The organism is Butyricimonas synergistica DSM 23225, from assembly GCF_000379665.1.
Classification (GTDB): Bacteria; Bacteroidota; Bacteroidia; order Bacteroidales; family Marinifilaceae; genus Butyricimonas; species Butyricimonas synergistica.
In genome coordinates this window covers 1-22,925 of the sequence record NZ_KB903360.1, presented here as the reverse complement: position 1 = coordinate 22,925, position 22,925 = coordinate 1, and the positions used below count along the sequence as shown (strand labels likewise).

Genomic DNA, 22,925 nt, shown 5'->3' with positions numbered 1-22,925 from the left:
AAAGTTTATAAGGTTTATAAAGTTCATAAAGTCATTGCGTTACGTGTGCAAAGCTTTATAAACTTTAAGAACCGAAGGTTCAACCTTGTAAACCTTATGAACGAGATGAGGGTTAGTGCGTCAGCATAAACAGTTCCGGCTCTTTCCTGCCATGAAAATTCTTGAACAGAAATTCTGTGAAAGGGGTGTGGAAAACTCTTGCGCCGTTCGGGCATTCTTTCACGCAAGCACAACATTTTATTTTTTAGGTTTGAGCGAATGTTGTAAAAATATATAATTATTGGTAGAAATCAAATTGTTGTCCGATAATATCACTCATTATTTATTTTGTATTATACGAGTTGTATAATTTGAAATAAATAATTACCTTGCACTCGTAACAAGTAAATGAATGAGATATGAATAATCCTTTTATTATTACGGGTAGTATTCCGGAAAAGTATTTTTGTGGCAGGCGTGAAGAATCCAAGAAAGTTATCCAGACTCTATCTAACGGGGGGAATCTTTGTTTAATTTCGCCTCGGCGCATGGGAAAATCAAAGTTGATTTACTTTTGTTACGATAAACCGGAATGTACGGACAATTATTATACATTTTATATAGATATTCTACATACCTCCAGTTTGCGAGAATTTACTTATGTTTTCGGTCAGCGAGTTTTTGATTTATTGCATTCGAAGAGTCAGAAAATGTTGACTGCGTTTGTCCGTGGGTTGAAGTCTATTAATGCGAAATTTGGTTTTGACCCCATGAACAATATGCCGACCTTCAGCTTGGAGCTTGGGGACATTAGTCGTCCCGAGTTTACTCTTGCAGAGATTTTTAACTGTTTGGAGAAGGCTGACAGGCCGTGTGTCGTGGCTTTTGACGAATTTCAGCAGATAACCAGGTACCCGGAAAAGAATATTGAGGCTTTGTTGCGTTCGTATATCCAACATCTTTCGAATGTACATTTTATTTTCGCTGGTAGTGAACGCCATTTAGTGACGGAAATGTTTCTCTCTTCCGCCCGACCATTTTATAATAGTACTTCTGTTTTGGAATTGCAGCCCATAGCGGAGGAGGAATACATCCCTTTCGTTTGTCATTGGTTCCGTGCGTTTGAACGAAGTATGGGAGAGTCGGATGTGCGGAAAATATATGATCTGTTTGACGGCAATACCTATTATATGCAAAAGACTTTTCATGAGGCTTTCATTAATACTCCGGTGGGCAGCATATGTACCGCGGAAATATTACGGCAGACTATTGGCGCTATGCTGGAGGAAGCCGGTGACGGCTACCGTCTGATTTTGTCCCGGGTTCCCGAGCGGCAGAAAGAGTTGCTATATGCCGTCGCGGCGGAAGGCAAAGCGCGGAAGATCATGAGTGTCGATTTTATTCGTAAGTATTCATTGGCATCGAGCAGTGCTGTGCAGGCGGCAAGCCGTAAATTAATGGAACTGGATCTGTTGACGGTCGAAGGTAATGTTTATTCTATCCCGGATATGCTGTTGCGCATGTATCTCCAAAAACTAAGGGAGAACAGTATTGTTTTTATCTGAATTCTTCTTGATATTTTCTTGATTTTTTTTTGAAAAAAATCGAAATTGCCTCACCCCTTCTGTCTCTTTTTCGTGCTTTAAGAACAGAAGTGCTAAAAATTAAAAATGGCAACAGAAAGAATTCACATTGAAACGTCGGAAATAGACTTGAAAGATGCTCAAATTTTCAAGGCTGTTTTTAATATGTTTTATCCTCGAGCTTACACTTTTACGTTAAAGTTGCTTCAGGATGAGGCGGTTAGTGCGGATGTCACGCAAGAAGCTTTTCTGTATATGTGGGAAAAGGCATATCGTTTCCCGGATTTGCTGACGTTTAAGTCATACTTGTACCATTGTTTGAAAAATAAGACATTAAATTATATACGGGATCATAAGGTAGAACGAGAAATGCAGGAATTAAAAGATGTTTTCGTGGATGAGATCAATATTGACCATTTAATAATTAAACAGGAGTTGAAAGCCCGGATTCTGGAAGAGGTAAATCGGTTGTCGGGAGTGAAACGGGAGATTATTTTGCTGCGATTGGAAGGATACAGCTATGACGAGATTTCGGAAGAGTTGGGATTGAGTATAAACACGGTTAAAACACACAAGAAACAGGCATATAAGGATTTGAAAATCCATTTGTCGGATTACAGGCAATGCGTTTTCATGTTAATCGTATTGTTGTCCCTATGTTTTTGTTAAAAGAGATGTTTATGAAAAGGATAAAGAAAGATATAGAGATAAGTGATTTGATTTACAAATCTTTGCAGGGAGAGATCTCGGTCGACGAGGAAAAGTTTTTGGAAGCTTGGTGTTTAGAGCCAAAGAACCGGGAGTTGTTTATGAAATTGAAGGAGGCGGATGTTCTTTATGAAGGTATCGCGGAAATGAGTAACGTGGACACGGAGATTCCTTTTAAAAGAGTGAATGACAGGATCAAGAGAAAGAAACGAGTACGGGCGATAAAGTATATTTCAGGAATTGCTGCAGCAATATTAGTGGGAGTCGTACTGATTCTTTTGAACATGGAAAAGAAAGAGCCGGCAAGGGTAACCCCGCTTTCTTTTATTCCTAAAGGGCAAATGGAGCCTTTGGCTACTTTGGTGACAACCGGGGGGAAAGTTGTTTACCCGGAAGATTCCGTGAAACAGTTGGCTGTAAATACGAATAGTAATAAAGTCGATCTCCCGACGGGGGAAAATTCGGATGTGACTCTGCCTGATCCTGTAAAGGAAATCGAATATAACGTGCTGACGACTTCTAAACAAGGGAATATAAAAGTAACGTTGTATGATGGAAGTCACGTGTGGTTGAATGCCGGGAGTGAATTGAGGTACCCGAATACATTTGTCGGGGATAGACGAGTCGTGTACCTGAAAGGGGAGGCTTTCTTCGAGGTCGCGAAAGATGCCGTTCATCCATTTATTGTGAATACAGCCTCTGCCGTGATTAACGTGTTGGGAACGAGTTTTAACGTGAACGCTTATGATGTATCATGCGTGACGACATTAGTCGAGGGACACGTGCGGATGAAGAACGGGAAACGGGATAGCGTGGAACTTCGTCCGGGAGAACAGGCTTTCCTGACGAAGTACGGGAGCATCGGGGTGCGTGAGGTTGATGTGAGATATTCGACGGGTTGGATGAATAACTTGTTTGCCTTTAAAGAAACGCCGTTACGGGAAATCGTGGATGTGCTGGGCGAGTGGTACGGCTACACGTTCCGTTTCGAGGATCCGAAAGTTGGAAATGTTTTGTACACGACTATGGTGAAGAGATATTCGGGCGTGGATAGCGTGTTGCGGGTACTGGAGGGGACGGGTGATTTCCGGTTTATAAAAGCAAATGATGTCATTATCATAAAAGGAAAATAGACAAAGAGCCTCGCATCTCTTTGCCTATTTCATACTTAAATTTCAAGTTTAAAACACAAATCTATGAAAAAAAAACCGATTCATCGCTCTCCCGGAGAGCGGATTTTTAGGAATGGCAGTTTTTTAAGACGATTTCTTGGGTTATTGTCTTTGCTTGTCATTGGAAACGTGGGAATAACCATGGCGCAAGCCGTCCCGAAGTTCACGGTGAATTTTAAAGACGCTTCGCTGATGGAAGTGCTGGATTATTTAGGGAAAAACAGCGATTACACTTTCACGTACAACAGCGAGAACGTGAAAAATGAAACAGCGAAGATTACTGCCTCTTTCAAGGACGCCACTTTGGAACAGGTTCTCACCAAATGTCTGGAAAAGACTCGTTTCGATTTCAACATCGTGGATAAACATGTGATGATTGCGCCGAGGAAAAAGCCGGAGGTAAATCTGATCAAGGTTAGTGGTCGTATTGTTGACGAGAAAGGGAATCCCGTTGCCGGGGCAACCATCGTGATCGTGGGGACCACGCAAGGGGTGGCTTCCGATGCGGATGGAAATTATAGCATTGCTGCCAAGGTAGACGACGTGTTGCGGGCTTCTTTTATCGGTTATGAACCGAAGACCGTGGAGGTCAAGGGAAAGGAGAGGTTGAACATCCGTTTGATGCCCACGGCGGAGAATCTGGAAGAGGTGCAGGTCGTGGCTTTCGGGACGCAGAAGAAAGAGAGTGTTACCGGATCCATTACCACCATACGTCCGATGGATTTGAAATCATCCAATAGTGACCTGACGGCGAGCCTTACCGGGAAAATAGCCGGTATTGTCGGTTGGCAGACGGGGGGAGCCCCCGGGGCGTTGACCGAGGACGAGATGAATACAAAGTTCTATATCCGGGGCATCAGTTCCTCCAACGGGGCTTCAGAGCCGTTGGTGCTGATCGACGGGGTGGAATCTTCCCGTTTGGATTTGGCGCGTATGGCACCGGAGGATATGGAGAGTTTCTCCGTGTTGAAGGATGCCGCTGCCACGGCGATGTACGGTGCCCGCGGGGCGAACGGGGTGATTATCGTGACCACGAAGAAGGGCGAGGCGGGAAGTGTCTATACCTCCGTGCGCTACGAGGCGGTGGCTTCCATGCCGACGGACAAGATCGACGTGGTCGATCCCCAGACCTATATGCGGATGTACAACGAGGCATTGATGACCCGTAACCCGGAAGCCTCTCCCCGCTATTCCCTCACCCGCATCGAGCGCACGGGCAGCAAGAACTATCCCTCTTGGGTCTATCCTGCCAACGATTGGTTTAAAATCTTGTTCAAGGATCATTCCGTGAACCAGCGCGTGGGAGTGAACGTGCGGGGCGGTTCCGAGACTGTGCAATATTACGCCTCCGTCAACTACGTGAACGATAAGGGAATGTTGAAGAGCGACCGCTTGAATCAATACAAAGTGAACATTGACAACTCCACGCTTTCATCACGTATCAATTTGAACGTGAATTTGAGTACGGGGCTCCGTATGTTGGTCAATGCGAGTGTGAATTACGATAAATACCACGGGCCTTTCTTTGGTCCGGGGGCGGTAGCGGATGTACAAGAGGCCTATTATTACGCGTACAACGCTTCGCCGGTGAATTTTGCCCCAACTTACCCGGGTGATTTCGAGCACGGCTGGCCGCACTTGCGGTTCGGGAGCGTTCCGCAAGGTCAGGGTGTTGCCCTGAACCCGTATGCCGTCATGCAGAGGGCTTACCAGGACCGGAGCCGATATAGCGCTACTACTCGGGTCGAGTGTATCTACAATCTGGCACGACTCTTGAAAGGCTTGGAATTGCGGGCGAGTGCCTCCTTGTCAAAGACAGGCTACGAGATGAATGCTTTTGAAACCTCGCCGTTCTATTATACCATGGACGCGGAAAACGGTGGGTATGATTTCGAGACGGGCGAGCATAAGTTGACGCTGTTGCAGAATGGACGCCGGACGTTGGAGAAGCCTATCCAAGGAGGCTCGGCATCGACCTCTTCCACGCAACTGGTGTATGAAGGTAGTTTGATCCACACCGCTGCTTGGGGCGGGGACGATGCCACCTTGCACCAGACCTCGCTGACTGCCGTGTTCCAGGCGTTGCAGGCAAATTCCGCCCCGGTGAGTGATTTGTTCAGCAGTTTCGAACAACGCAACCTGAGTTTTTCCATGCGCGGCAGCTACGGGTTCATGGACCGTTACTTCGTGGAGGCAAGTTTCGGGTACAACGGTTCCGAGCGTTTCACGAAGAACAACCGGATGGGTTTTTTCCCGGCAGTCAGCGGTGCGTGGCTCGCTTCCAAGGAGAACTTTATGCAAGGTGCGGTTAGCCGGTGGGTTTCCTTCCTGAAATTGAGAGGTTCGTGGGGTAAAGTGGGTAACGATGGTATCATCAAAGATCCCCGTTTCGTCTATATGCCGGAAATCGTGGGAGGTCCGAACTATAAAGATCCCGAACCGGGAAGCGAGAATACTTTTAGTCGTAAAGAGGTCAAGAATTATGGCGACCCTGACGTGAAATGGGAGGTTTCCGAGCAGGTGAACCTCGGTATCGAAACCCGTTTCTTCAAGGATATTTTGGAAATCAATGCCGACTTCTACCAGGAGGTGCGCCACAACATCATCGAGCAACGGGTCACGATTCCCGCGCAAATTGGGGTGGAGGTGAATCCCTTGGATAACATGGGGAAAGTCCGGGCACGCGGGATGGATCTTTCCGCAAAAGTGCAACATGCTTTCAACAAGGACTTTTGGGTGATACTGAACGGTACGTTTACCTATAATAAGGCTATTTATAAAGAGTTGGAGGAGGCAAAGGATCGTCCCTATTGGCAGTTGAAGACGGGCTACGAGCTTTCGCAGCGGGTGGGATACATCGCCGAGGGGTTGTTCCGCGACCAGGCGGAAATCGACAACTCGCCGCAGGCGAACACCGGGATCATGCCGGGGGATATCCGCTACCGCGACGTCGACGGCAATGGCGTGATCGACGTGAACGACGCAGTACATATCGGTTTCCCGGAAACGCCGCGGATGGTGTATGGGTTCAGCGGCTTCATCAATTACAAAAATTGGGAGTTCAGTTTTGCCTTCCAGGGTTCCGGCAAGCGGGGCTTCTTCATCAACCCGAGTGCCATTTCGCCCTTCGTGAACGACCGTGCCATGCTGAAGGAGATTTACGAGAGCCACTGGACGGAGAAGAACGTGGAGAACCGCCCCTTCTGGCCCCGCCTTTCCGTGGTGAACATCACCGAGTATAACAAGCAGGAGGATTGGAGTGCGAACCTCACGGACGAACGCCGTTCCACCTATTTCATGCGGGAGTGCCATTTCTTGCGTTGCACCTCGCTGGAGTTGGCGTACAATCTGCCGCAGAGTCTTCGCCAGAAGTTGCGCATGCAGAACGTGAAATTCTTTGCCCGTGCCAACAATCCTTTCCTGATTTCCAATTTCAAATTGTGGGACGTGGAGTTGGGTGGAAACGGGTTCAACTATCCCATCCAGAAGACCTACGCTTTGGGAATAAACATTAGTTTCTAACTTAAAACCAGAGATAATATGAAGCGTCTATTAGCTTATTTATTTATTCCTTTCCTGCTGTTCGTTTCTTGCGACAGTTGGCTGGACGTGGTGCCGGAGGAGGATATCGCCACGATTGATTCCGAATTTGAAACCTACGACGAGGCGTACCAGTGGTTGAAGAGTGCCTACGTCTATATGCAGGATCTTTACGGGTGGTCTGATAATGTCGCTATGTCGGCATCCGATGAATTGGTTTCCGATACTTATTTGAGGAATACGGTTGTTGATTGGCAACGTCCCACGGGATTGGAGATTATTGCCGGCAGGCAGAGCGTGTTGGATCCTTGCGACGATACTTGGTTCAATGTATTTTCGGGGGGGGCCGCCGGGAGTTACCGGAGAGATTTTTACACGCAGATAGTGCTCTGCAATCATTTTATTACCCGTATCGATAACGTTTACAACCTTCCGGCAAAGGACAAGAGCGAGTGGAAGGCGGAGGTGATTGCCTTGAAAGCGTTTTACTATTTCGAACTGGTGCGCCGCTATGGGCCGGTGATGATTGTGCCGGACCACGTTGACCCGAATCAGGATGTGGAGACCTTGAAATTGCCCCGTAGCCACGTGGACACTTGTTTCAATTATATCGTGCGCCTGTGCGACGAGGTGGTGGAAACCCTCCCTTCTTGTACGGGAAAGAAGAGTGAACGGAGAGGTTATTTCAACAAGGAAGCCGTGATGGCGTTGAAGGCGCGGGCATTGTGTTACCAGGCTTCCGACCTGTTCAACGGCAATCCCGACTACGCGAATTTCACGAACAAAGAGGGAGAACCCCTGTTCAGCGCGACTCCCGACCCGAAAAAGTGGGAGCGTGCCGCCCAAGCCGCCATTGATGTCATCGATTATTGCCGCGAAAACGGTTCGGCAGCCTTGGTTCAAGGGAGTTCTGCAAACACCGAACTGCAAGGGTATATGTTGGATATCGAGAAATCCTGCCAAACTTACGGTTGGTTGAGCGACGAGGTGCTCTATATGATCCGGTTGCAGGGGGGTGATGAAGATTGGTTTAGGCTGATATTGCCCAAAATGGACGACGGCTCGATGCACTCGCTGCCCGGGGCATGCCTTGCCCCGAGTATAAAAATGGTGGAGATGTTCTACACGGAGAACGGGTTGCCGATCGACCAGGATTTGAAATGGGTCGGAGGAGGAAATCCCTACGGGCTTAGCCAGGAAACGGACCCGAAATACACGGACGTGGTTTCGTTGGAGGAACCCACGTTGAACCTGCACCGCCGTCGTGAACCCCGTTTTTATGCCAACATTGCCGCAGACCGTTGCTATTGGCGGTTGGGAACCGAGGTGAACAATATTTATCTGGTGAAGACCTACCAGGGGGAATCGGCAGGATTGGAGGAAAAGCGTCTTTCTTCCACGGACCCGCAAAATCTTACCGGGTATTACGTGAAAAAAGGCACCTCTTCCAAGGCAACGCTTTTGGCTCACCAAAGTGGGTTGGGTAGCTTGGGAGAACGTCCGGCACCGATTTTCCGTTTGGCGGAGATGTACCTCATTGCAGCCGAGGCGTTGAACGAGAGCAAGGCAGCACCCGATGCCGAGGTGTACAAGTATTTGAATGTGGTGCGCAAACGTGCCGGCATCCCGGACGTGGAGGTGGCTTGGAAGAATGCCAAAGACCCGAATAAGGTGAAAACCACGGCCGGTATGCGTGCCATTATTCGTCAGGAGTGGAACATCGAGTTCGCTTTCGAGGGCTATCGTTTCTGGAACGTACGCCGTTGGAAGATTGCGAATATCGAGTTCAACGAGAAATCCTACGGGTGGAATGTGGTCGGTCGTGATGCCAAGAGTTTCTACAACAACGGGAAAGGTCCCGTGGTGGTTTATTCCGGTAACAAGTTCATCGCCCCGCGCGATTATTTCTGGCCTATCCGGAGCGAGGAGGTGCAGACTGCCGGTTGTGTGCAAAATCCCGGATGGTAAAATCATAAATCGTAAATTATAAATTATAAATCATTATGAGAAAGATATTATTTTTATTATTGGCGTTTTTCGGTTTCATGGGGTGCAGCGACGATGAGGACGTTGGCTTCGACGTGCCGGTGGAGTTCCGGAAAATCTCTTTCGAGCCGGTGCCCGGTGGGGCGGTGATGCGCTACCGTTTGCCCGATAACATGGATATCTTTGGGATACGGGCTTGTTATACCGACGCTTACGGGCGGCAATTGGTGAAGGAGGGTACCTATCTGGCCGACTCCTTGCTCTTGAACGGTTTTGCCGAGGCGCGGACCGATCAGCCGGTGCGCCTGACGTTCTTGAACAACAATTTGGAGGAATCCGCCCCGATCGAGATGACGTTCAGCACGGAGGCATCCGCCCCGGTGGCTCTTTTCGATAACTTGAGCGTGAATCCCTTCTGGGGTGGGTTCAACGTGATGTACAAGTCTCCGGATGTCGTGGAAGGAACCGTGCATATTTTCTATGTCGGGATCAATCCGCTCACGAAGCAGGAGGATAATATCTTGATAGGCAGTTATCCTATCCTCGAGGGGGGCGACACGCTGAACTTCGAGTTGAAGCAGGCGTTGGACGAACTGGTGGTGGTCGTGCGGACGGACGATTTCGAGGGGAATGTGGTGAAGACACAGACTTACAGTGAAATAGATGCATTGGCAATGGAGCAGTTGTCCCCAGACAAATTCACCTTCACCTTTTCGGATGAGTTTAGAATCGAGGACGAAGAACACCAGATCGGGGTGAAGTATCTGTTTGACGGGCAAAAGAAAGGAGCCAATTACCGGAAGAATTGCCAACAAGGGAGTAAATATAAATTCGGTACTTTCGTGGCAGGTCCGTACGCCTTCAACGAACGTTTTGTGATTGATTTCGGAACCCCGAAGGTGCCGGCAATGCTGCGCGGGGATGCGTTCTTGTATCACGGGTGGAGTTATCCGTATGCCAATCCCAGCTGGCCGGATCCGACCCTCGATATGTTTGTTTGCGATTTGTGGAATGCGGTTTACACTTCCCGTTTGCCGGCTAAAATCAAGGTGTACGGGACGAATGCGGCAGACCCCCAATCCGTGCCTTTGAACGAGTGTACCCAGCTTTACGCGTTGGATGAATCTCCCTACTGGCATAATTTTTACCAAAATGCATGGTGTCGTTTCTCGGATTACGATCGAGGTCCGGTGGATTGGGTGAAAGATGCGTACAAGGACAAGGATGACAAGACGTTTGAGGCGGCAGAACCGATCTCTTTGGAGATGAAATGCAATTATTTCGGGGAGGCTTTCCGCTATGTATTCTTCATCGTGGAGGATACGTGGATGAGTAACCGTTGGACGACTTATTATCCGAATGGATATGAAGAGAATGCCAAGGAGTACATTACGTTCGACGAGTTGGAAGTATTTGTAAAGAAGGAAAACTAATAAAGGAACAGCTATGATAAAAAAATCTATATATACGATCGGTTTGTTCGCGGCGCTCTTGACGGCAGGTTGCAGCGAGAGCCTAGAAGAGACATACGACGAGTTTGCCGGCGACGGGATGATCCGCTACCTGGGTAAATGTTCCGAGGTGAGCGTGAACCCGGGGTGGGAACGTTTGCAGGTGACATGGAAACACAACATCGATGCCGGGGTGAAGAAGGTGAAGATCACGTGGAGCTCCGATAACGGGTCGGGCGAGGTGTTCGTGGACCCCTGTGACCCGGATAGCGGCGATTTGATGGATACCATTTACATCGAGAATTTAGCGGATGCCATGTACACCGTGCGGGTGAGCAACTTGTCTGCGGATAACAGGGAATCGCTGGTGGAGGAAAAGTATGGCCGTCCGTATACTTACGAGCACGAGGATTTGCGTGCCTTCTCGCGTGGCATTACCGCTTTCAGCCGCATGGGCGACAAATTGATGGTGGCTCTCGACCAGAGCAATGACAATATCAAGGAGATGTTATTGTGCTTCAAGGATAAGGGGGGAGTCGAGCACAAGTGGGATATGAAGGAGCATTCCGGAGATTCGCTTGCCTATGATTATTGGGGATACGAGGTTTCCTTGGGACGCGATTACCTTTTTCTTTTGCCCGATGAGGAGGGCGTGGATATTGATTTCAACCAGCCGATCACCGTGCAACGGAAGGGAAAATTGGAGGGCTGTGTGGATGAAATTGATTTCAAGGACGAGACGTTGAGCTTGGATGAGCGGTTGTGGGCAACGGACTTCACGCAACTGATGATCGGGCAATTCGGACCGAACTGGGAAAGTGAAGTGAATAACGTGGAGACCTTGGAGATTGATTTCGACCTGAATACTTTGCAGGATTTGATGTATTTACCTAACTTGAAGAAGGTGATTCTCGGCAAGAATCGTTACATGGACGAGAAATACGTTAGAAACAATCACAGCAACACGGATGAATACGTGGGGCTGGTGACGTTGCAATTCCTGAAAGCGACCCGTCCCGAGTTTACCGTGGAACGCTATAACCAGCACTATTTCTACCAAAGAGATGGGTTTGGATCAACTTTCTTGGAAGCGTACAAGAAAGCCGGGAAGTTGACAGATTTGGTGATCGAGGAGAAGGGAAACGAGAATTTGCTAGCCAAACCTGCGTGTACATTGTTGGATACCACGGGTTGGGAAATGACGTGTTCCGATACAGTATATAATGGTTACAAGAATAACGGGGTGGCTAATTTGCTCTTCGATGGACCGCGTCGTTTCGTGGATGAGTATTGGGGAGATGAATATGAAGAAGAGGTCTATTTCGAGCCGGCGGAAACCGTGGGTGCCGGTGTTGTTTCCGTGACATTTGACATGAAGACTCCCCGGCGGTTGGACGGTTTTAAGGTGGGGCAACCGACCCGTAACGAGAAAGGCGATCCCGACTACCTGTTGCAGAACATTATCGTGGAGTTCTCGAATGACGGTTTAACTTGGACGGCAGCCAACCACACGGACGGTAGTTTCTCTATCGGGAACACTCCCGGCGAGGAAAGCTACCTCGTGGTTCCGGAAGATTTGCGTACCCCCGTGCGTTACATCCGCCTGCGGATGTCAAACCGCCCGATTGGAGAAATCTCCAGCATGACAAAATATTGCTTGCGTCTGGGTAAATTTATCCCCTGTACGTTCGAGTAACCAGACCCTTTTGGTGCGTGCTTTCCCTGCCCCCCGCGGGGCAGGGATTTTTTTCCCCGCTTGCCTTCTCGCTTGCCGGGATGGATAACTATTAACGATACAATTATGAAAAGAGTAAGATATATAGTAGTGGTTTGCTTCACTTGCTTGTGGTGTAGCTGTTATCAAGAAATGTCGCTTGAAGATTCTCTTCTTGATGAAGAAAATGTAATGGATGTTAATCCGAATCCTTTTCCTTTTAGTTCGCTTTTTCCACAGACAAATGGGGAGTCGGTAACTGGTAGAATGGGAGTTTATTTCTTAAGCAAAAATCAGCATGGAATGTTGTGTCGGGCGGGAGGAAGTTTAATGAATGAAAGTTATATCCTGAGTAAAATGGCAAAAAAGTTATATAGGAAAGGGGTTCAGATTCAATGTGCGATAGATCCTAATATGTTTGATGGTAAATATATTGATAAAGATGCCATTTATGATTCCAGGAATCATATTATTTATTTCAGGTATGAGGGAGGGATAATTACCCCTTGGATTATTTTGCACGAACTTTTGCATGCTTTTCAAACAGGTTTGGCAGGAGTGGAATACACGGAAGAAAATGAACTTCAATCAGAGTTTGAGGTTTTATTGATGACGGATGTATTTTCATTAAAAATGTGGGATCGTTTTTCTAATTCAGAAGGTCTAAATAGTAAAGCATACAAAGATTTCGTTTCTCAGATTGCTAATTTTGAATTATCAGGAGATAACGGAATTGCACAAGAAAGATTGATAGAAATGTTTAGAGAGCGTTATAAAGAGTGGGCTGGGGGTGCTGCAACAACATATTATTGTCCCTCTTTTTTGATTTATTATTTACGTCGTCAATGGCGAAATTAAAACAGAAGTATTATGAAAAAACAGATATTTTATTTTTTCTTGATTGTGTTGTATTTTAGTGCAAACGCACAAGGGCAGGAGTTCCGGAACTTTAAAAAAATAGAAAATTCGTATATCAGTTTTGTTATCCCGTTGGATTTTGAAGAAAAATTTAAAGTTTTACAACAAGAAGTTTTAGAGAAAGATTTTTGTATTGGATATCCGACGGGGAAAAAATCAATCCATGCACTTCGATCAGACTCCATTACGCGTGTGAATTTAAAAAAAAGAGGAATAGATCTAGATGAAGATGAAGAAGATGAACCTTTAGTAAATTCGATGGATACTCTTCTTACTTGGTTGTTAGGAGATGATATTTCTCTTTGGGAAAAAGAGAATGTATCGGAACCTTATCCCAAGGAATGGACAGAGGCTGCGACAGCATGGGCAGAACGGTTGAAAAACCGTGTGGGGAGAATAGACCTTTCTATTTATGCGTTGGTAAACAACACGGGTGAGGTGTTGTCGGTTTATTTCCGAATATTCCCATCTCCCGAGGGAATATCGGAAAAAGATTTGCAGGAGATCCGCGACGTCGTTGCAAGGCATCCGTTCAATCCCGATAATTTTGATTTTAGCCGTCGGGACAAAAAGATAATGGAAGAAACAACAGAAAAGTTGTGGGATAGAACTCTCGGGGATAAAGAACGTTTGGCTTTGATGCGTAAAGCCATGGATACAAAAAGACCTTGTGTTTACGGCGTGTTGAAATTTTTCTCCATGAGAAGTTTGCCTTGATTATCGGGAACAAGGAAATGACATTGAATTTTAGATGAACGCTATGAATGACAAATTTATGAAAATATTGATTTTAACGGTAATTTGCTCGTGTTGTTTCGCCAGTGCGGCGAAAGCGACAGGACAATTCGCGGAGCGAATAATTATCGGGCAGGATACTTTAGGGATGTTGTCTTGTCCGATTAATGCGGATACCGTGTTGCGGAGAAAAGTTTCTCAACGGATTGAACGGGCTGGAATGGTCACGGGACTTTGGAGAAAATATATTGGTACTTGGCGACTGGAAGCAGGGCTATTATATTTGGAGAAACTTGAAACATGGGATGGGGATTTGGTGGATATTCGTGGTATTTTTGATGCTTATCGAGAGAACGGGCGAATTGCCGCACGTTGGTTTAGCGGGGATATACGTGTGGTGAGGGGGGAATGTGTGTATTATAAACACATGGGATTTAATCGTCATTATGAACATGAAACGATTTACACGCTTCGACGAGGGCGGGTCGTGTCAAGCGAGGAGAAACATAATTCGTTGCGGGAAGGTTCGAATGAGGAAAGTTGGGTTACTTTGCAGATGCTGTTCAACGGTAACGGTATGGAGTGGGAAGGAGATTCCTCGTTGTCAGTTAAACTTTGGCCGGGACTTGACGGAACGGTGGATAGGATAAAAGTAACGTCATTTTATCGTTTTCTGAAACCGGGTCAGGATTCGGTGCCCGTGTGGGAAAGAAAATATAAAGAAAAGAATAGAAGATACGGTCATCGACACCCGTACACTCGTGAGGTTATGGCGTGTGTTCAATTGATGACGGACTGGGAGGTGCTGGTGCTTGATGGAAAGATTCAGCCTCACGTGTTCAAGGTGACCTGGAGAAAAGGTATACCTCGTCCGGAGTACATGAACTGGCAATTGAAATTGTGGCTTTGCCCGGATTCTTTGGATATGGACGGGTGCGGCTACCGGGTGAAAGATGTGTCACTTTTACAGGCGGATCCCCGTTTGATGACCCGTTTGCGCCCGTGCCTGAAAGGGGCGTTTGCCTTGAAGCATCCGCGGGGGTATCGTGCCCGCTGGCAGATAGCGGATGGTCAGTTGTGGTTGACCGGAATTCGTAACGCCCGCACGGGAGAAATGATCCCCTTGTCGGTGCTTGCCCCCGGCAACAACGGGGAACCGATAGAGGCATCGTGGTACACGGGAAAGTTTAAGATCGGGTTGGGCGGAGTGGTTGATGACGGTAATTACCGTTACGATGCAGAGTGTTGCGATATGGAGTGCGAGGTCGTGCAAGGGCGTGTGAAACGATTAAACCGAGATTTATGAAACAGATGATTTTATCATGGATAATTTTATTTAGCGTGAGTTCTTTGTTCTCGCAAGAGGTATTTAAACTTGGCACGGTGAAAGGGAAGCATGTGACGTATGAAGTGAAAGAACAAAATTCTTTCCCGTGGGGCAGAATTATTAAAAACACGCGTAAATCGGATACCGCCGAAGTGAAAGTGATGGATATAATCAATTGTGCCGCTCAAACATGGGATATTGAGATGCAGATAGCAAAAATTATTCACGATCGTTTATTACCGGAAGAATTGAGGAAACTTCGTGAAATAGCGAAATCTTTTCCCTCGGATTATTTTCAAACGATGGTTCGGATTGTCGATAATAAGCTGGTACAGGTGGAATGGTTCCTGTTTGATGGCATGTACCGGGACGGGGTTCGGAAGCGTGCCGGTGAAATCCCGGATACAATAGAACGTCCAATGAATTTTATACGTAAAGATACTGGTGAAGAGGTGCAACGTTTGGTAAAAGAACCCGTGTATCGGAAGAAGGAGCCTGCCGCCCCGAGCGACGGCTTTTGGATGAATTTTGATCCTGACCGGCTGTATGAAATAGAAAAGGACATCGTGGAGAAAGTCACACTGCCCCCGGGAATGGCAAGGGATTTCGCATATGTTTTACAGATTAGTATCTTCTACGAGTATATCTGTGATTTGAAAAAGGCAAGAGAAGTGAGAGAGTGTGCAATAGAAGATTGGAAAAAAGAGATGTTAAGATCTAAGTTGGAATAGGTTTCTATTTAAAATAACGAATAGAGAGATAAAAGTTCTTTGACATATTGGGACGTGGAAAATATTGCATTCTCTTGGTTTTTCGCTATCTTTGTGGTAATAACTAAGATGAAGATAACAAATGAAATACCCGATAGGCATCCAGAGTTTTGATCAGCTCATCGAAGATGGTTACGTTTACGTGGATAAAACCGATATGATCTACTCTCTTGTAAAAGAGGGAAAGATTTATTTTTTAAGTCGTCCCCGTCGTTTCGGGAAAAGCCTTTTGGTATCGACCCTGAAGAATTATTTCCTCGGGCGAAAGGAACTTTTCAAGGGCTTGGCAATCGACTGCTTGGAAAAAGACTGGTTTACTTATCCCGTGTTCCATATTGATTTTAACGGGAGCGATTTTCAAGAGGAGGGCACGCTAGAGAAGGTGATCGAGGGGCATATTTCCGCATGGGAAAAGGTTTACGCTGTTCCCCGGGATCAAGGTCTGGACCGGGGAATGCGTTTCATCCAAGTGCTGAAAGAGGCTCATCTCCGGACAGGTCGCCGGGCGGTGGTGTTGATTGACGAGTACGACAAGCCGATCCTCGATGTGCTCGACACGGGTCTGGAAACCGTGGTGGGGGAAAACCGGATGCTGCTGGAGGATCGGAACCGCAACGTGTTGAGGGGCTTTTACTCGGTATTCAAGGCGGCAGACGAGCACTTGCAGTTCGTGTTCCTAACAGGGGTGACAAAATTCTCGCAAGTGAGCGTGTTCAGTGGTTTCAACCAGCCGCAGGATATTAGCATGGACGAACAGTTCGAGGCGCTTTGCGGGATCACGGGGGTGGAACTGGAAAGTTATTTCGCTGGCTCGATAGAGGAAATGGCACGGAAGTATGAGCTGACAGTAGAACAAACGAAACAGCTTTTGAAAACGCAATATGATGGTTATCATTTCGGGGCGGGCATGATAGATATTTACAACCCGTTCAGTTTGTTGAACGCTTTTAAATCAAAAAGAATATCCGATTACTGGTTTCAAAGTGGCACGCCGTCTTACTTGATTCGTTTGTTGAACCACACGCGGGAGAATCTGGACGAGTTGACCGGTCGTTATTACGAGACCCCGGAATTCGTGGATTACAAGGCAGACATGGAGAGGCCGTTGCCAATGATCTACCAGAGCGGTTACTTGACGATCAAGGGGTACGACGGGAAGGAAGACACGTATTTGCTCGATTTCCCGAACAACGAGGTAAAGAAAGGGTTCGTGACCCTGGTGGCGGCAGATTATTTTAAATCATCGGACGAGTCGGTTTCTTGGGTGCGGGTTGGTGCTCGTGCATTGAAACAAGGCAACACGGAGAAATTTCGGAGCTTGTTGACTTCTTTCTTGAGTAGTATCCCTTACACGATGCGCCGGAAAGAGAACGAACGGGAAAAAGAGCGTTATTTCCATTACACCTTCTACCTGCTGATGCGCCTGGTGAGCGTTTACACGGTGTACACCGAGAAGCAGCAAAGCGAGGGGCGTGTGGATTGTATTGTTGAAACGGACGCTCACGTTTACATCTTCGAGTTCAAGCTGGACGGGACTGCTGATGAGGCTTTGCGTCAGATCGAGGAGAAGGGTTATGCCTTGCCTTACCTGGAAGATCCCCGTCATCTGCACCGTGTCGGAGTCAGTTTCTCCTCGGACACGGGAACCGTGGACGACTGGAAAGCGATAGAGTAAAATTTCACATCATATAACCATAATTTTTTGCGTCCCGCCTTGTCTTCATAGAAAAGGCGGGACGCGATGTTTTCTGCTGTCCCCGTGTGTCTGGTAACGAGATAAATAGAAAATGAAATGAATAATATAAAGTGAAAGAATTATGAGAAAAATAGTGTTATCTATGTTGTTAGTGATTTGCGCGTTCGTGTCGGGCGTGGCACAAGAGGGTTTTAAAATCACGGGACGTTTGGGAGGAACGCTCTCGGGAGATCTCGTGTTGGCGGCGAGCGGGGCGGAAGGGTTGGTAAAACTGGACGAGGCGGTGATGGTGAACGGGGATTTCGAGTTCGCAGGACGGGTCGACGGGATGGTGCTTGCCTATATCTTGACGGCGGAGCAGCAGCCCGTGGCGACGTTGATGCTCGAGAACCTGGAATACACGATCGTGGCGGGGGAGAACGGCATTGACGTGCAAGGGGGCGGGGAGTCGCAGCAAGTATTGAATCAATACAACGCTCTCAACCAGGTGATCGCCCGGGAGAAGATGCTTATGGAGCAAGAAGCCCGGGCGGCTTACGCCCAGCAGAACCAGATGAAGCTGCAGGCGTTGCAGCAACAATTCCAGAAAGTGATGGAGGACGTCGGGGCGAAGCAGGCGGAGCTGTTCCGCGCCTACAAGGATTCGCCCGTGACGGCTTTCGTGATCGCTTCCGGCATGGGGCAGATGGATTACACCTCGTTGAAAGCCGTTTATGACGGCTTGGGCGAAACGGCGAAAAATAGTCCTTACGGTCAGGCGATCGTCCAACAGTTGGCGGTATTCAAGCAAGTGGAGCCGGGCTCCGTGGCACCCGATTTTACCGGGACCGCATCCGGAGGCGAGACGGTTTCCCTGCATGGCGTAAAGGCGAAGTTGAAGTTAATCGATTTCTGGGCATCGTGGTGCGCCCCCTGCCGTCAGGAAATGCCCAACGTGGTGAAAATCTACAAGAAGTACCGTGAAGCCGGCTTAGAAATCATCGGCGTGTCGCTCGACACGAAAGCCCCGGATTGGCAGAAAGCCATGCAGGATGAAAAAATGACATGGCTGAACATCATGGACGAGCAGAAGCAAATCGCCGCCCGCTATCTCGTGCGGGGCATCCCCCACACCCTCCTCCTTGACGAGAACAACCGCATCATCGCCAAAAACCTCCGGGGCAAAGCCTTGGAGAAAAAGATCGCGGAGTTGTTGGGGGGAAATAAATAAATATGAAGATTTTATAGATAAAATATGATAAGAATAAGGTATTTATTGCTTTTGATTGCGATTTCCTTTTTGGGAAGTTGTGCCGAGCCTACACTAGAGGTGGAACAGGAAGACTTGTTATTTCCTAAACTTCAAATCATGAAAAAGAAAGAGCTCCCGGCTGAATTTCAGAATGTTCCACAAGAAATTAAAGAAGTCCTTTTTGGAATAAGTGAAACAAAAATAGGAGAGGGACTTTTGCGTAGGGCTGCCGAAGCTTTGAGAAATAGTGGGGTAACAGCAACTTTTGTAAATAGGTTGAATTTGAGGCATGAATTCAGATACCAGGGAGATGGGCGTGTGGAATATAATTTTGTAGATATGTCTACTGATGAGGTGTTGCAATTAGTGTTTCATGAATTAATTCATATGGCTCAAGAACCAAAGGGTGAGTTATCATATTATTTGGAAAATGAAATTGAAGCTTATTTAGGACAATATTTTTATTGTGGTATGGCAAATAAAGAATTTAAGGCGTTGAGGGGAAGGGATCGTAATTTTGAAAAAAAGATAGAAAAGTTAGCGAAATTCTTTGATATTTATACTGGAAAACCTACAAATGAATCTATGTTTCAAAATGCGTTTTTGATAGCTTTAGGGGAAATCGGATTACATCCATTGTATTCTTCTTCTTTGGGTTGGCGGATGGGACCACCTCCATATGCAGTTTGTATTCTTTCAGGTTTAATGTAAATAAATGAAATATGAAAAAATTGGTTTTATTATTGGTTTTGATGTCAGTTTATGGGATTTTGTTTTCTCAGGGTACAAACGGTAAACGAGTTTCATGTGTAAACGGAATTCCTTTGGAATGTTTGAATACAGGAGATACATTGACTGGAAAAAATGTGAATTACGAGGTGAAAAAAAGTGATGTGTTCCTTTTTTTGAGGAATGTAAATAATAAATATGATACACTTTGTAATGAAGGTCGACTATTGGGAAAAAATATATATGAGGCAAATGTTCATTTTGACAGCTTAAAGAATACTATTTTTGAAATTGTATATGGGCATTTGACTCACGAAGAAATAGGAGAGGTGATTTGTCAGAACGCATCTCTTTATGTTCATTCTGTGTTGGATTCTTCTTTACGGGTACGGGAAATTGTTTTTGTTCTGCCTAAAAATATTTGCGATTACGATGAAAATGACAAGTGGAAATTCGATAGTATATACTCAAGATTGTTAAGTTTAGGCTATTATGATAAAGAAGCTCTTGATAAGTGGAAAGAAATGTATTCCAAACGGACATTTGATTCTGTCGAGAGTAAAGCGTATTTCTGGAGAACCTTCCCGGTGGATCGATTCCACGAGATAGAAAAGGAAATCGTGACAAAAGCGAGGCTAAATGAGGATGATGATCTTTATCAACATGTGATAAAATATGACATCTGGAAAAATTATTTTATAGTTGATGTGCGAGCCTGTCTTTTGGATAAAATGAGGGAAAATGGAGGGGTGGTGCCTAGTGGATCCGTATTTTATGACGTGTTTTATTAGGATCGCGTTAAAGATCTTGAAGAATTAAATTTAAGAAGATTAGTTATAAACCTAAAATTTAATGAATGATGAAAAGAAAAGTATTGTTTTTCGGTTTGGCGATGGCATTCTCGCTCGCCGGTAAAGCCCAAGAGGGTTTTCAAATTAGCGGGAAAATGGGTAATATGACGGATGGAACGCTCTTGCTGGTCAGCGAGGAGAGCGGCAAGCCCGACACGTTGGGCACGATCGGGGTTAAAAACGGGACGTTTGTTTTTACGGGCAAGGTGTTGCGCCCCGTGGCGGCTTACCTCACCCCGGCTAACGGGGAGGGGATGATCCCCCTGATCCTGGAGAACGCCAATTTCATGATAAACGTCAGCAACGCCGGGGCGTTGATACAGGGTGGCAAGCAACAGGAATTGCTGTCCCGCTTCACCCGNATCAGCCAGTCGTTCATGGCGGAGCAGGCGAAGGTGGCGGCAGAGGCGCGACAGCCCGGGGCGGATGTAGCCGCCTTGCAAGCCCGGGTGGACCAGGCTTACGAGGCGTCGGTGAACGCCACGCTGGAGTTGATCAAGGCGAACCCCGACGAGTACGCCACGGCGCACGTGATTGCCCTTGGTATCGGCAGTGAAACGGAAGAGGGCTTGCGCTCGAAGTATGAACTGTTGGGCGAGGCGGCACGTGCCACGATCCCCGGCAAGCGGATTGCCGCCGCTTTGGAGCAGTACGAGAAACTCGCCGTCGGCGAGGTTGCCCCGAACTTCACGCTCGCCAAACCGGATGGCAACACGTTTAGCCTGCACGACGTTCCCGCGAAGTGGAAACTGGTGCATTTCTGGGCGGCACGGGTGGAGAGTTCCCGGCGGGACAACGCCGACCTGGTGAAACTTTACCTGCAATACCGCCCGCGCGGGTTGGAGATCGTCAGCGTGGCGCTGGACGATAACCACGCCATGTGGAAGCAAGCCATCGGGCTTGACGGTATGATCTGGACGAATGGCTCCGACCTCAAGGGCATGGATTCCGAGATCGTCCGCCTTTACCTGGTAAACGACCTCCCCGCTTATTTCCTGCTTGACGCCGAGAATCGCATCGTCGCCCGTGGAGTATCACTTCCCGAGTTTCGCGAGAAATTGGCGGAGTTGACGAAGAAGAGAAAGAAATAAAGTGCTTTTCATTTTAGGTGTGTAGGGGGGGAAGATCGCAATGTGACTCCTCCCTTTGTTTATCGTTTCCGCCCGTCGGTGAATATTTCATGAGGCATAATTTTAATTGTCTATGAAAACAGATTTATCGGGTGTGAACGCGCCTTGGATGGAGTCACCTTTGGTGGCAGATGGCTTGTTTATTCGCCAGGACGAGTATTACAAGAAATATTTTTACGCCGACATCGTTTGGATCGAGGCGTCGGCTAATTATAGCGATTTCTATTTAAAAGATAAATCCCGGATCACCGTGGCGTGCCGTTTGGGTGTCGTGGAGCGGCAACTACCGGACGCGTATTTTGCCCGTGTCCACCGTGGATTTATCCTGAACCTACGTTATGTCGACACGTGGGCGGGCAACTCCTTGCGTTCCCACGGGAAATGGTTCCCGATCGGGGATCATTACCGGAAAAACGTGTTGGCTTGTCTTAATATACTGGATACTTCCCGGGTGTACCCGAAAATGGGGCGAGAGGAGTAATCCTATAATTTAATATTCACCGGTCTCGTGGATAAGTTTATCGGCGGGCTCCGGTGGAAGGTTTGTCAATTTATGATTTTGGATTTATGATAGGGTGGATTCCCGGTGAAGACGGGTGCAAAGCCGCTTACGGACGTTCTTGTACCGGCCGTGAAACGGGAGTGAATGGGGATCGCGGAGGTAGTTGAATGGCATTTCTCAGGAATATGGCATTTTTCATGGAATAGAATCACTGGATAACTTAGGGGTAAGGTGTGATAGAAGAAAATGAGATTCGTGTAGTTTTTCGCTAAAAACATTTTGAGATTCGTGTATTGTATCTTCCGGCATATATGACGATGTTCCTGTGATTCTGTCAGGACTATGTGGAACGGTTGAATATGATAGGGGAATTTCCGTTGAAGACGGGGAGTAGTTCCGGTGTAGTTAGGGAACAAATTCCTTTCAAACTCGTTTTAAACTCGTTTCAAAGACCTTCGGGAAAGTTTTTGAAAAGAGTTTGCAAGGAAAGAGAAAGGAGAGAAACCGGTTACTCGTTGGTAACACGGTATGATTATTTACCGTGATTGCCTGGAAAAAGCGTAGCCTGCACGGTAAAATCGCGCTTGTCGCGTGGTGTAGGGCCGTTTGGAACCCGCTCTAGTGATTTTTCAACGCTTTGATATCTATGGTATTGTAAAAAAATCAAAAAAAAGTTCTTGAAATATTTGGAAAATGGAAATCAATTGCCTTATCTTTGCACCCGCTTTCGAGAGAGAGGGCAAGCGACGAGAGAAGCTTAAACGAGATACTGGACAGATAGGTTTCGGGAAACCTCGNAAAAAAAGTTTCAAAAAAACTTGATAAAAATTTGGAGGTTGAAAAATAAGCTTTACCTTTGCACCCGCTTTCAACGATGGAGGCACGAGGGGCTGAATAGAGGGG

17 protein-coding genes and 1 pseudogene are annotated in these 22,925 nt (G+C 47.0%); 17 read left to right on the top strand and 1 reads right to left on the bottom strand.

Features of this window, described 5'->3' with window-relative positions; genetic code table 11:
• Positions 1-112 precede the first annotated feature (112 nt).
• Positions 113-241, bottom strand: a pseudogene (locus A3CY_RS23285) (ferredoxin); the annotation flags it as partial.
• Positions 242-398: 157 nt separating this feature from the next.
• Here A3CY_RS23285 and A3CY_RS0108540 point away from each other — a divergent pair.
• From A3CY_RS0108540 to A3CY_RS21980, 17 genes are all read left to right on the top strand, one after another.
• Entirely contained in the window at positions 399-1,544 is a 1,146-nt protein-coding gene (locus A3CY_RS0108540) for an AAA family ATPase (RefSeq protein ID WP_018337495.1), read from the top strand.
• A gap of 105 nt (positions 1,545-1,649) precedes the next feature.
• A complete protein-coding gene (locus A3CY_RS0108535) occupies positions 1,650-2,231 on the top strand; it encodes a sigma-70 family RNA polymerase sigma factor (RefSeq protein WP_018337494.1) in 582 nt (193 codons plus the stop codon).
• Between the two features lie 11 nt (positions 2,232-2,242).
• Positions 2,243-3,403 (top strand): FecR family protein, encoded by a 1,161-nt coding sequence (locus A3CY_RS21985; protein WP_169503597.1) that lies wholly within the window; start codon positions 2,243-2,245, stop codon positions 3,401-3,403.
• Between the two features lie 63 nt (positions 3,404-3,466).
• Positions 3,467-6,964 carry a TonB-dependent receptor gene (locus A3CY_RS0108525; protein WP_018337492.1) on the top strand — a complete coding sequence of 1,166 codons (3,498 nt, stop codon included), beginning with the start codon at positions 3,467-3,469 and terminating at the stop codon, positions 6,962-6,964.
• Positions 6,965-6,982: 18 nt separating this feature from the next.
• On the top strand, positions 6,983-8,950 hold the full coding sequence (locus A3CY_RS0108520; protein WP_018337491.1) for a RagB/SusD family nutrient uptake outer membrane protein: 1,968 nt from the start codon (positions 6,983-6,985) through the stop codon (positions 8,948-8,950).
• 35 nt (positions 8,951-8,985) lie between these two features.
• Positions 8,986-10,401 (top strand): DUF4959 domain-containing protein, encoded by a 1,416-nt coding sequence (locus tag A3CY_RS0108515; RefSeq protein ID WP_018337490.1) that lies wholly within the window; start codon positions 8,986-8,988, stop codon positions 10,399-10,401.
• Between the two features lie 13 nt (positions 10,402-10,414).
• The gene (locus tag A3CY_RS23530; RefSeq protein ID WP_018337489.1) at positions 10,415-12,115 is read left to right on the top strand and encodes a DUF4998 domain-containing protein; all 1,701 of its coding nucleotides are present in this window, start codon (positions 10,415-10,417) and stop codon (positions 12,113-12,115) included.
• A 105-nt stretch (positions 12,116-12,220) separates the two neighbouring features.
• Positions 12,221-12,991, top strand: a complete 771-nt coding sequence (locus A3CY_RS0108505) for a hypothetical protein (protein ID WP_155828246.1) — start codon at positions 12,221-12,223, stop codon at positions 12,989-12,991.
• Positions 12,992-13,003: 12 nt separating this feature from the next.
• Positions 13,004-13,768: a hypothetical protein gene (locus A3CY_RS0108500; RefSeq protein WP_018337487.1), complete on the top strand. Its 765-nt coding sequence runs from the start codon at positions 13,004-13,006 to the stop codon at positions 13,766-13,768.
• A 58-nt stretch (positions 13,769-13,826) separates the two neighbouring features.
• Positions 13,827-15,092 (top strand): hypothetical protein, encoded by a 1,266-nt coding sequence (locus A3CY_RS0108495; RefSeq protein WP_148375376.1) that lies wholly within the window; start codon positions 13,827-13,829, stop codon positions 15,090-15,092.
• On the top strand, positions 15,089-15,844 hold the full coding sequence (locus A3CY_RS0108490) for a hypothetical protein (protein ID WP_018337485.1): 756 nt from the start codon (positions 15,089-15,091) through the stop codon (positions 15,842-15,844). Before A3CY_RS0108495 ends, A3CY_RS0108490 begins: the two co-directional genes overlap by 4 nt.
• Positions 15,845-15,965: 121 nt before the next feature.
• Positions 15,966-17,558: an ATP-binding protein gene (locus tag A3CY_RS0108485; RefSeq protein WP_018337484.1), complete on the top strand. Its 1,593-nt coding sequence runs from the start codon at positions 15,966-15,968 to the stop codon at positions 17,556-17,558.
• Positions 17,559-17,700: 142 nt separating this feature from the next.
• Entirely contained in the window at positions 17,701-18,789 is a 1,089-nt protein-coding gene (locus tag A3CY_RS0108480) for a TlpA disulfide reductase family protein (RefSeq protein ID WP_018337483.1), read from the top strand.
• Positions 18,790-18,927: 138 nt separating this feature from the next.
• Complete coding sequence (locus A3CY_RS0108475; protein WP_155828245.1) at positions 18,928-19,521, top strand: hypothetical protein; 594 nt, start codon at positions 18,928-18,930, stop codon at positions 19,519-19,521.
• An 11-nt stretch (positions 19,522-19,532) separates the two neighbouring features.
• Complete coding sequence (locus A3CY_RS0108470) at positions 19,533-20,330, top strand: hypothetical protein (RefSeq protein ID WP_018337481.1); 798 nt, start codon at positions 19,533-19,535, stop codon at positions 20,328-20,330.
• A gap of 65 nt (positions 20,331-20,395) precedes the next feature.
• Positions 20,396-21,481 carry a TlpA disulfide reductase family protein gene (locus A3CY_RS0108465; RefSeq protein WP_018337480.1) on the top strand — a complete coding sequence of 362 codons (1,086 nt, stop codon included), beginning with the start codon at positions 20,396-20,398 and terminating at the stop codon, positions 21,479-21,481.
• Between the two features lie 112 nt (positions 21,482-21,593).
• Positions 21,594-22,001, top strand: a complete 408-nt coding sequence (locus A3CY_RS21980; RefSeq protein WP_026207457.1) for a LytR/AlgR family response regulator transcription factor — start codon at positions 21,594-21,596, stop codon at positions 21,999-22,001.
• Positions 22,002-22,925: the final 924 nt, after the last annotated feature.

What these genes read in the sequence shown, in the direction of transcription:
- A3CY_RS0108540 (WP_018337495.1), top strand. Translation starts at nt 399, where the DNA reads ATGAATAATCCTTTTATTATTACGGGTAGTATTCCGGAAAAGTATTTT.
- A3CY_RS0108535 (WP_018337494.1), top strand. Translation starts at nt 1,650, where the DNA reads ATGGCAACAGAAAGAATTCACATTGAAACGTCGGAAATAGACTTGAAA.
- A3CY_RS21985 (WP_169503597.1), top strand. Translation starts at nt 2,243, where the DNA reads ATGAAAAGGATAAAGAAAGATATAGAGATAAGTGATTTGATTTACAAA.
- A3CY_RS0108525 (WP_018337492.1), top strand. Translation starts at nt 3,467, where the DNA reads ATGAAAAAAAAACCGATTCATCGCTCTCCCGGAGAGCGGATTTTTAGG.
- A3CY_RS0108520 (WP_018337491.1), top strand. Translation starts at nt 6,983, where the DNA reads ATGAAGCGTCTATTAGCTTATTTATTTATTCCTTTCCTGCTGTTCGTT.
- A3CY_RS0108515 (WP_018337490.1), top strand. Translation starts at nt 8,986, where the DNA reads ATGAGAAAGATATTATTTTTATTATTGGCGTTTTTCGGTTTCATGGGG.
- A3CY_RS23530 (WP_018337489.1), top strand. Translation starts at nt 10,415, where the DNA reads ATGATAAAAAAATCTATATATACGATCGGTTTGTTCGCGGCGCTCTTG.
- A3CY_RS0108505 (WP_155828246.1), top strand. Translation starts at nt 12,221, where the DNA reads ATGAAAAGAGTAAGATATATAGTAGTGGTTTGCTTCACTTGCTTGTGG.
- A3CY_RS0108500 (WP_018337487.1), top strand. Translation starts at nt 13,004, where the DNA reads ATGAAAAAACAGATATTTTATTTTTTCTTGATTGTGTTGTATTTTAGT.
- A3CY_RS0108495 (WP_148375376.1), top strand. Translation starts at nt 13,827, where the DNA reads ATGAAAATATTGATTTTAACGGTAATTTGCTCGTGTTGTTTCGCCAGT.
- A3CY_RS0108490 (WP_018337485.1), top strand. Translation starts at nt 15,089, where the DNA reads ATGAAACAGATGATTTTATCATGGATAATTTTATTTAGCGTGAGTTCT.
- A3CY_RS0108485 (WP_018337484.1), top strand. Translation starts at nt 15,966, where the DNA reads ATGAAATACCCGATAGGCATCCAGAGTTTTGATCAGCTCATCGAAGAT.
- A3CY_RS0108480 (WP_018337483.1), top strand. Translation starts at nt 17,701, where the DNA reads ATGAGAAAAATAGTGTTATCTATGTTGTTAGTGATTTGCGCGTTCGTG.
- A3CY_RS0108475 (WP_155828245.1), top strand. Translation starts at nt 18,928, where the DNA reads ATGAAAAAGAAAGAGCTCCCGGCTGAATTTCAGAATGTTCCACAAGAA.
- A3CY_RS0108470 (WP_018337481.1), top strand. Translation starts at nt 19,533, where the DNA reads ATGAAAAAATTGGTTTTATTATTGGTTTTGATGTCAGTTTATGGGATT.
- A3CY_RS21980 (WP_026207457.1), top strand. Translation starts at nt 21,594, where the DNA reads ATGAAAACAGATTTATCGGGTGTGAACGCGCCTTGGATGGAGTCACCT.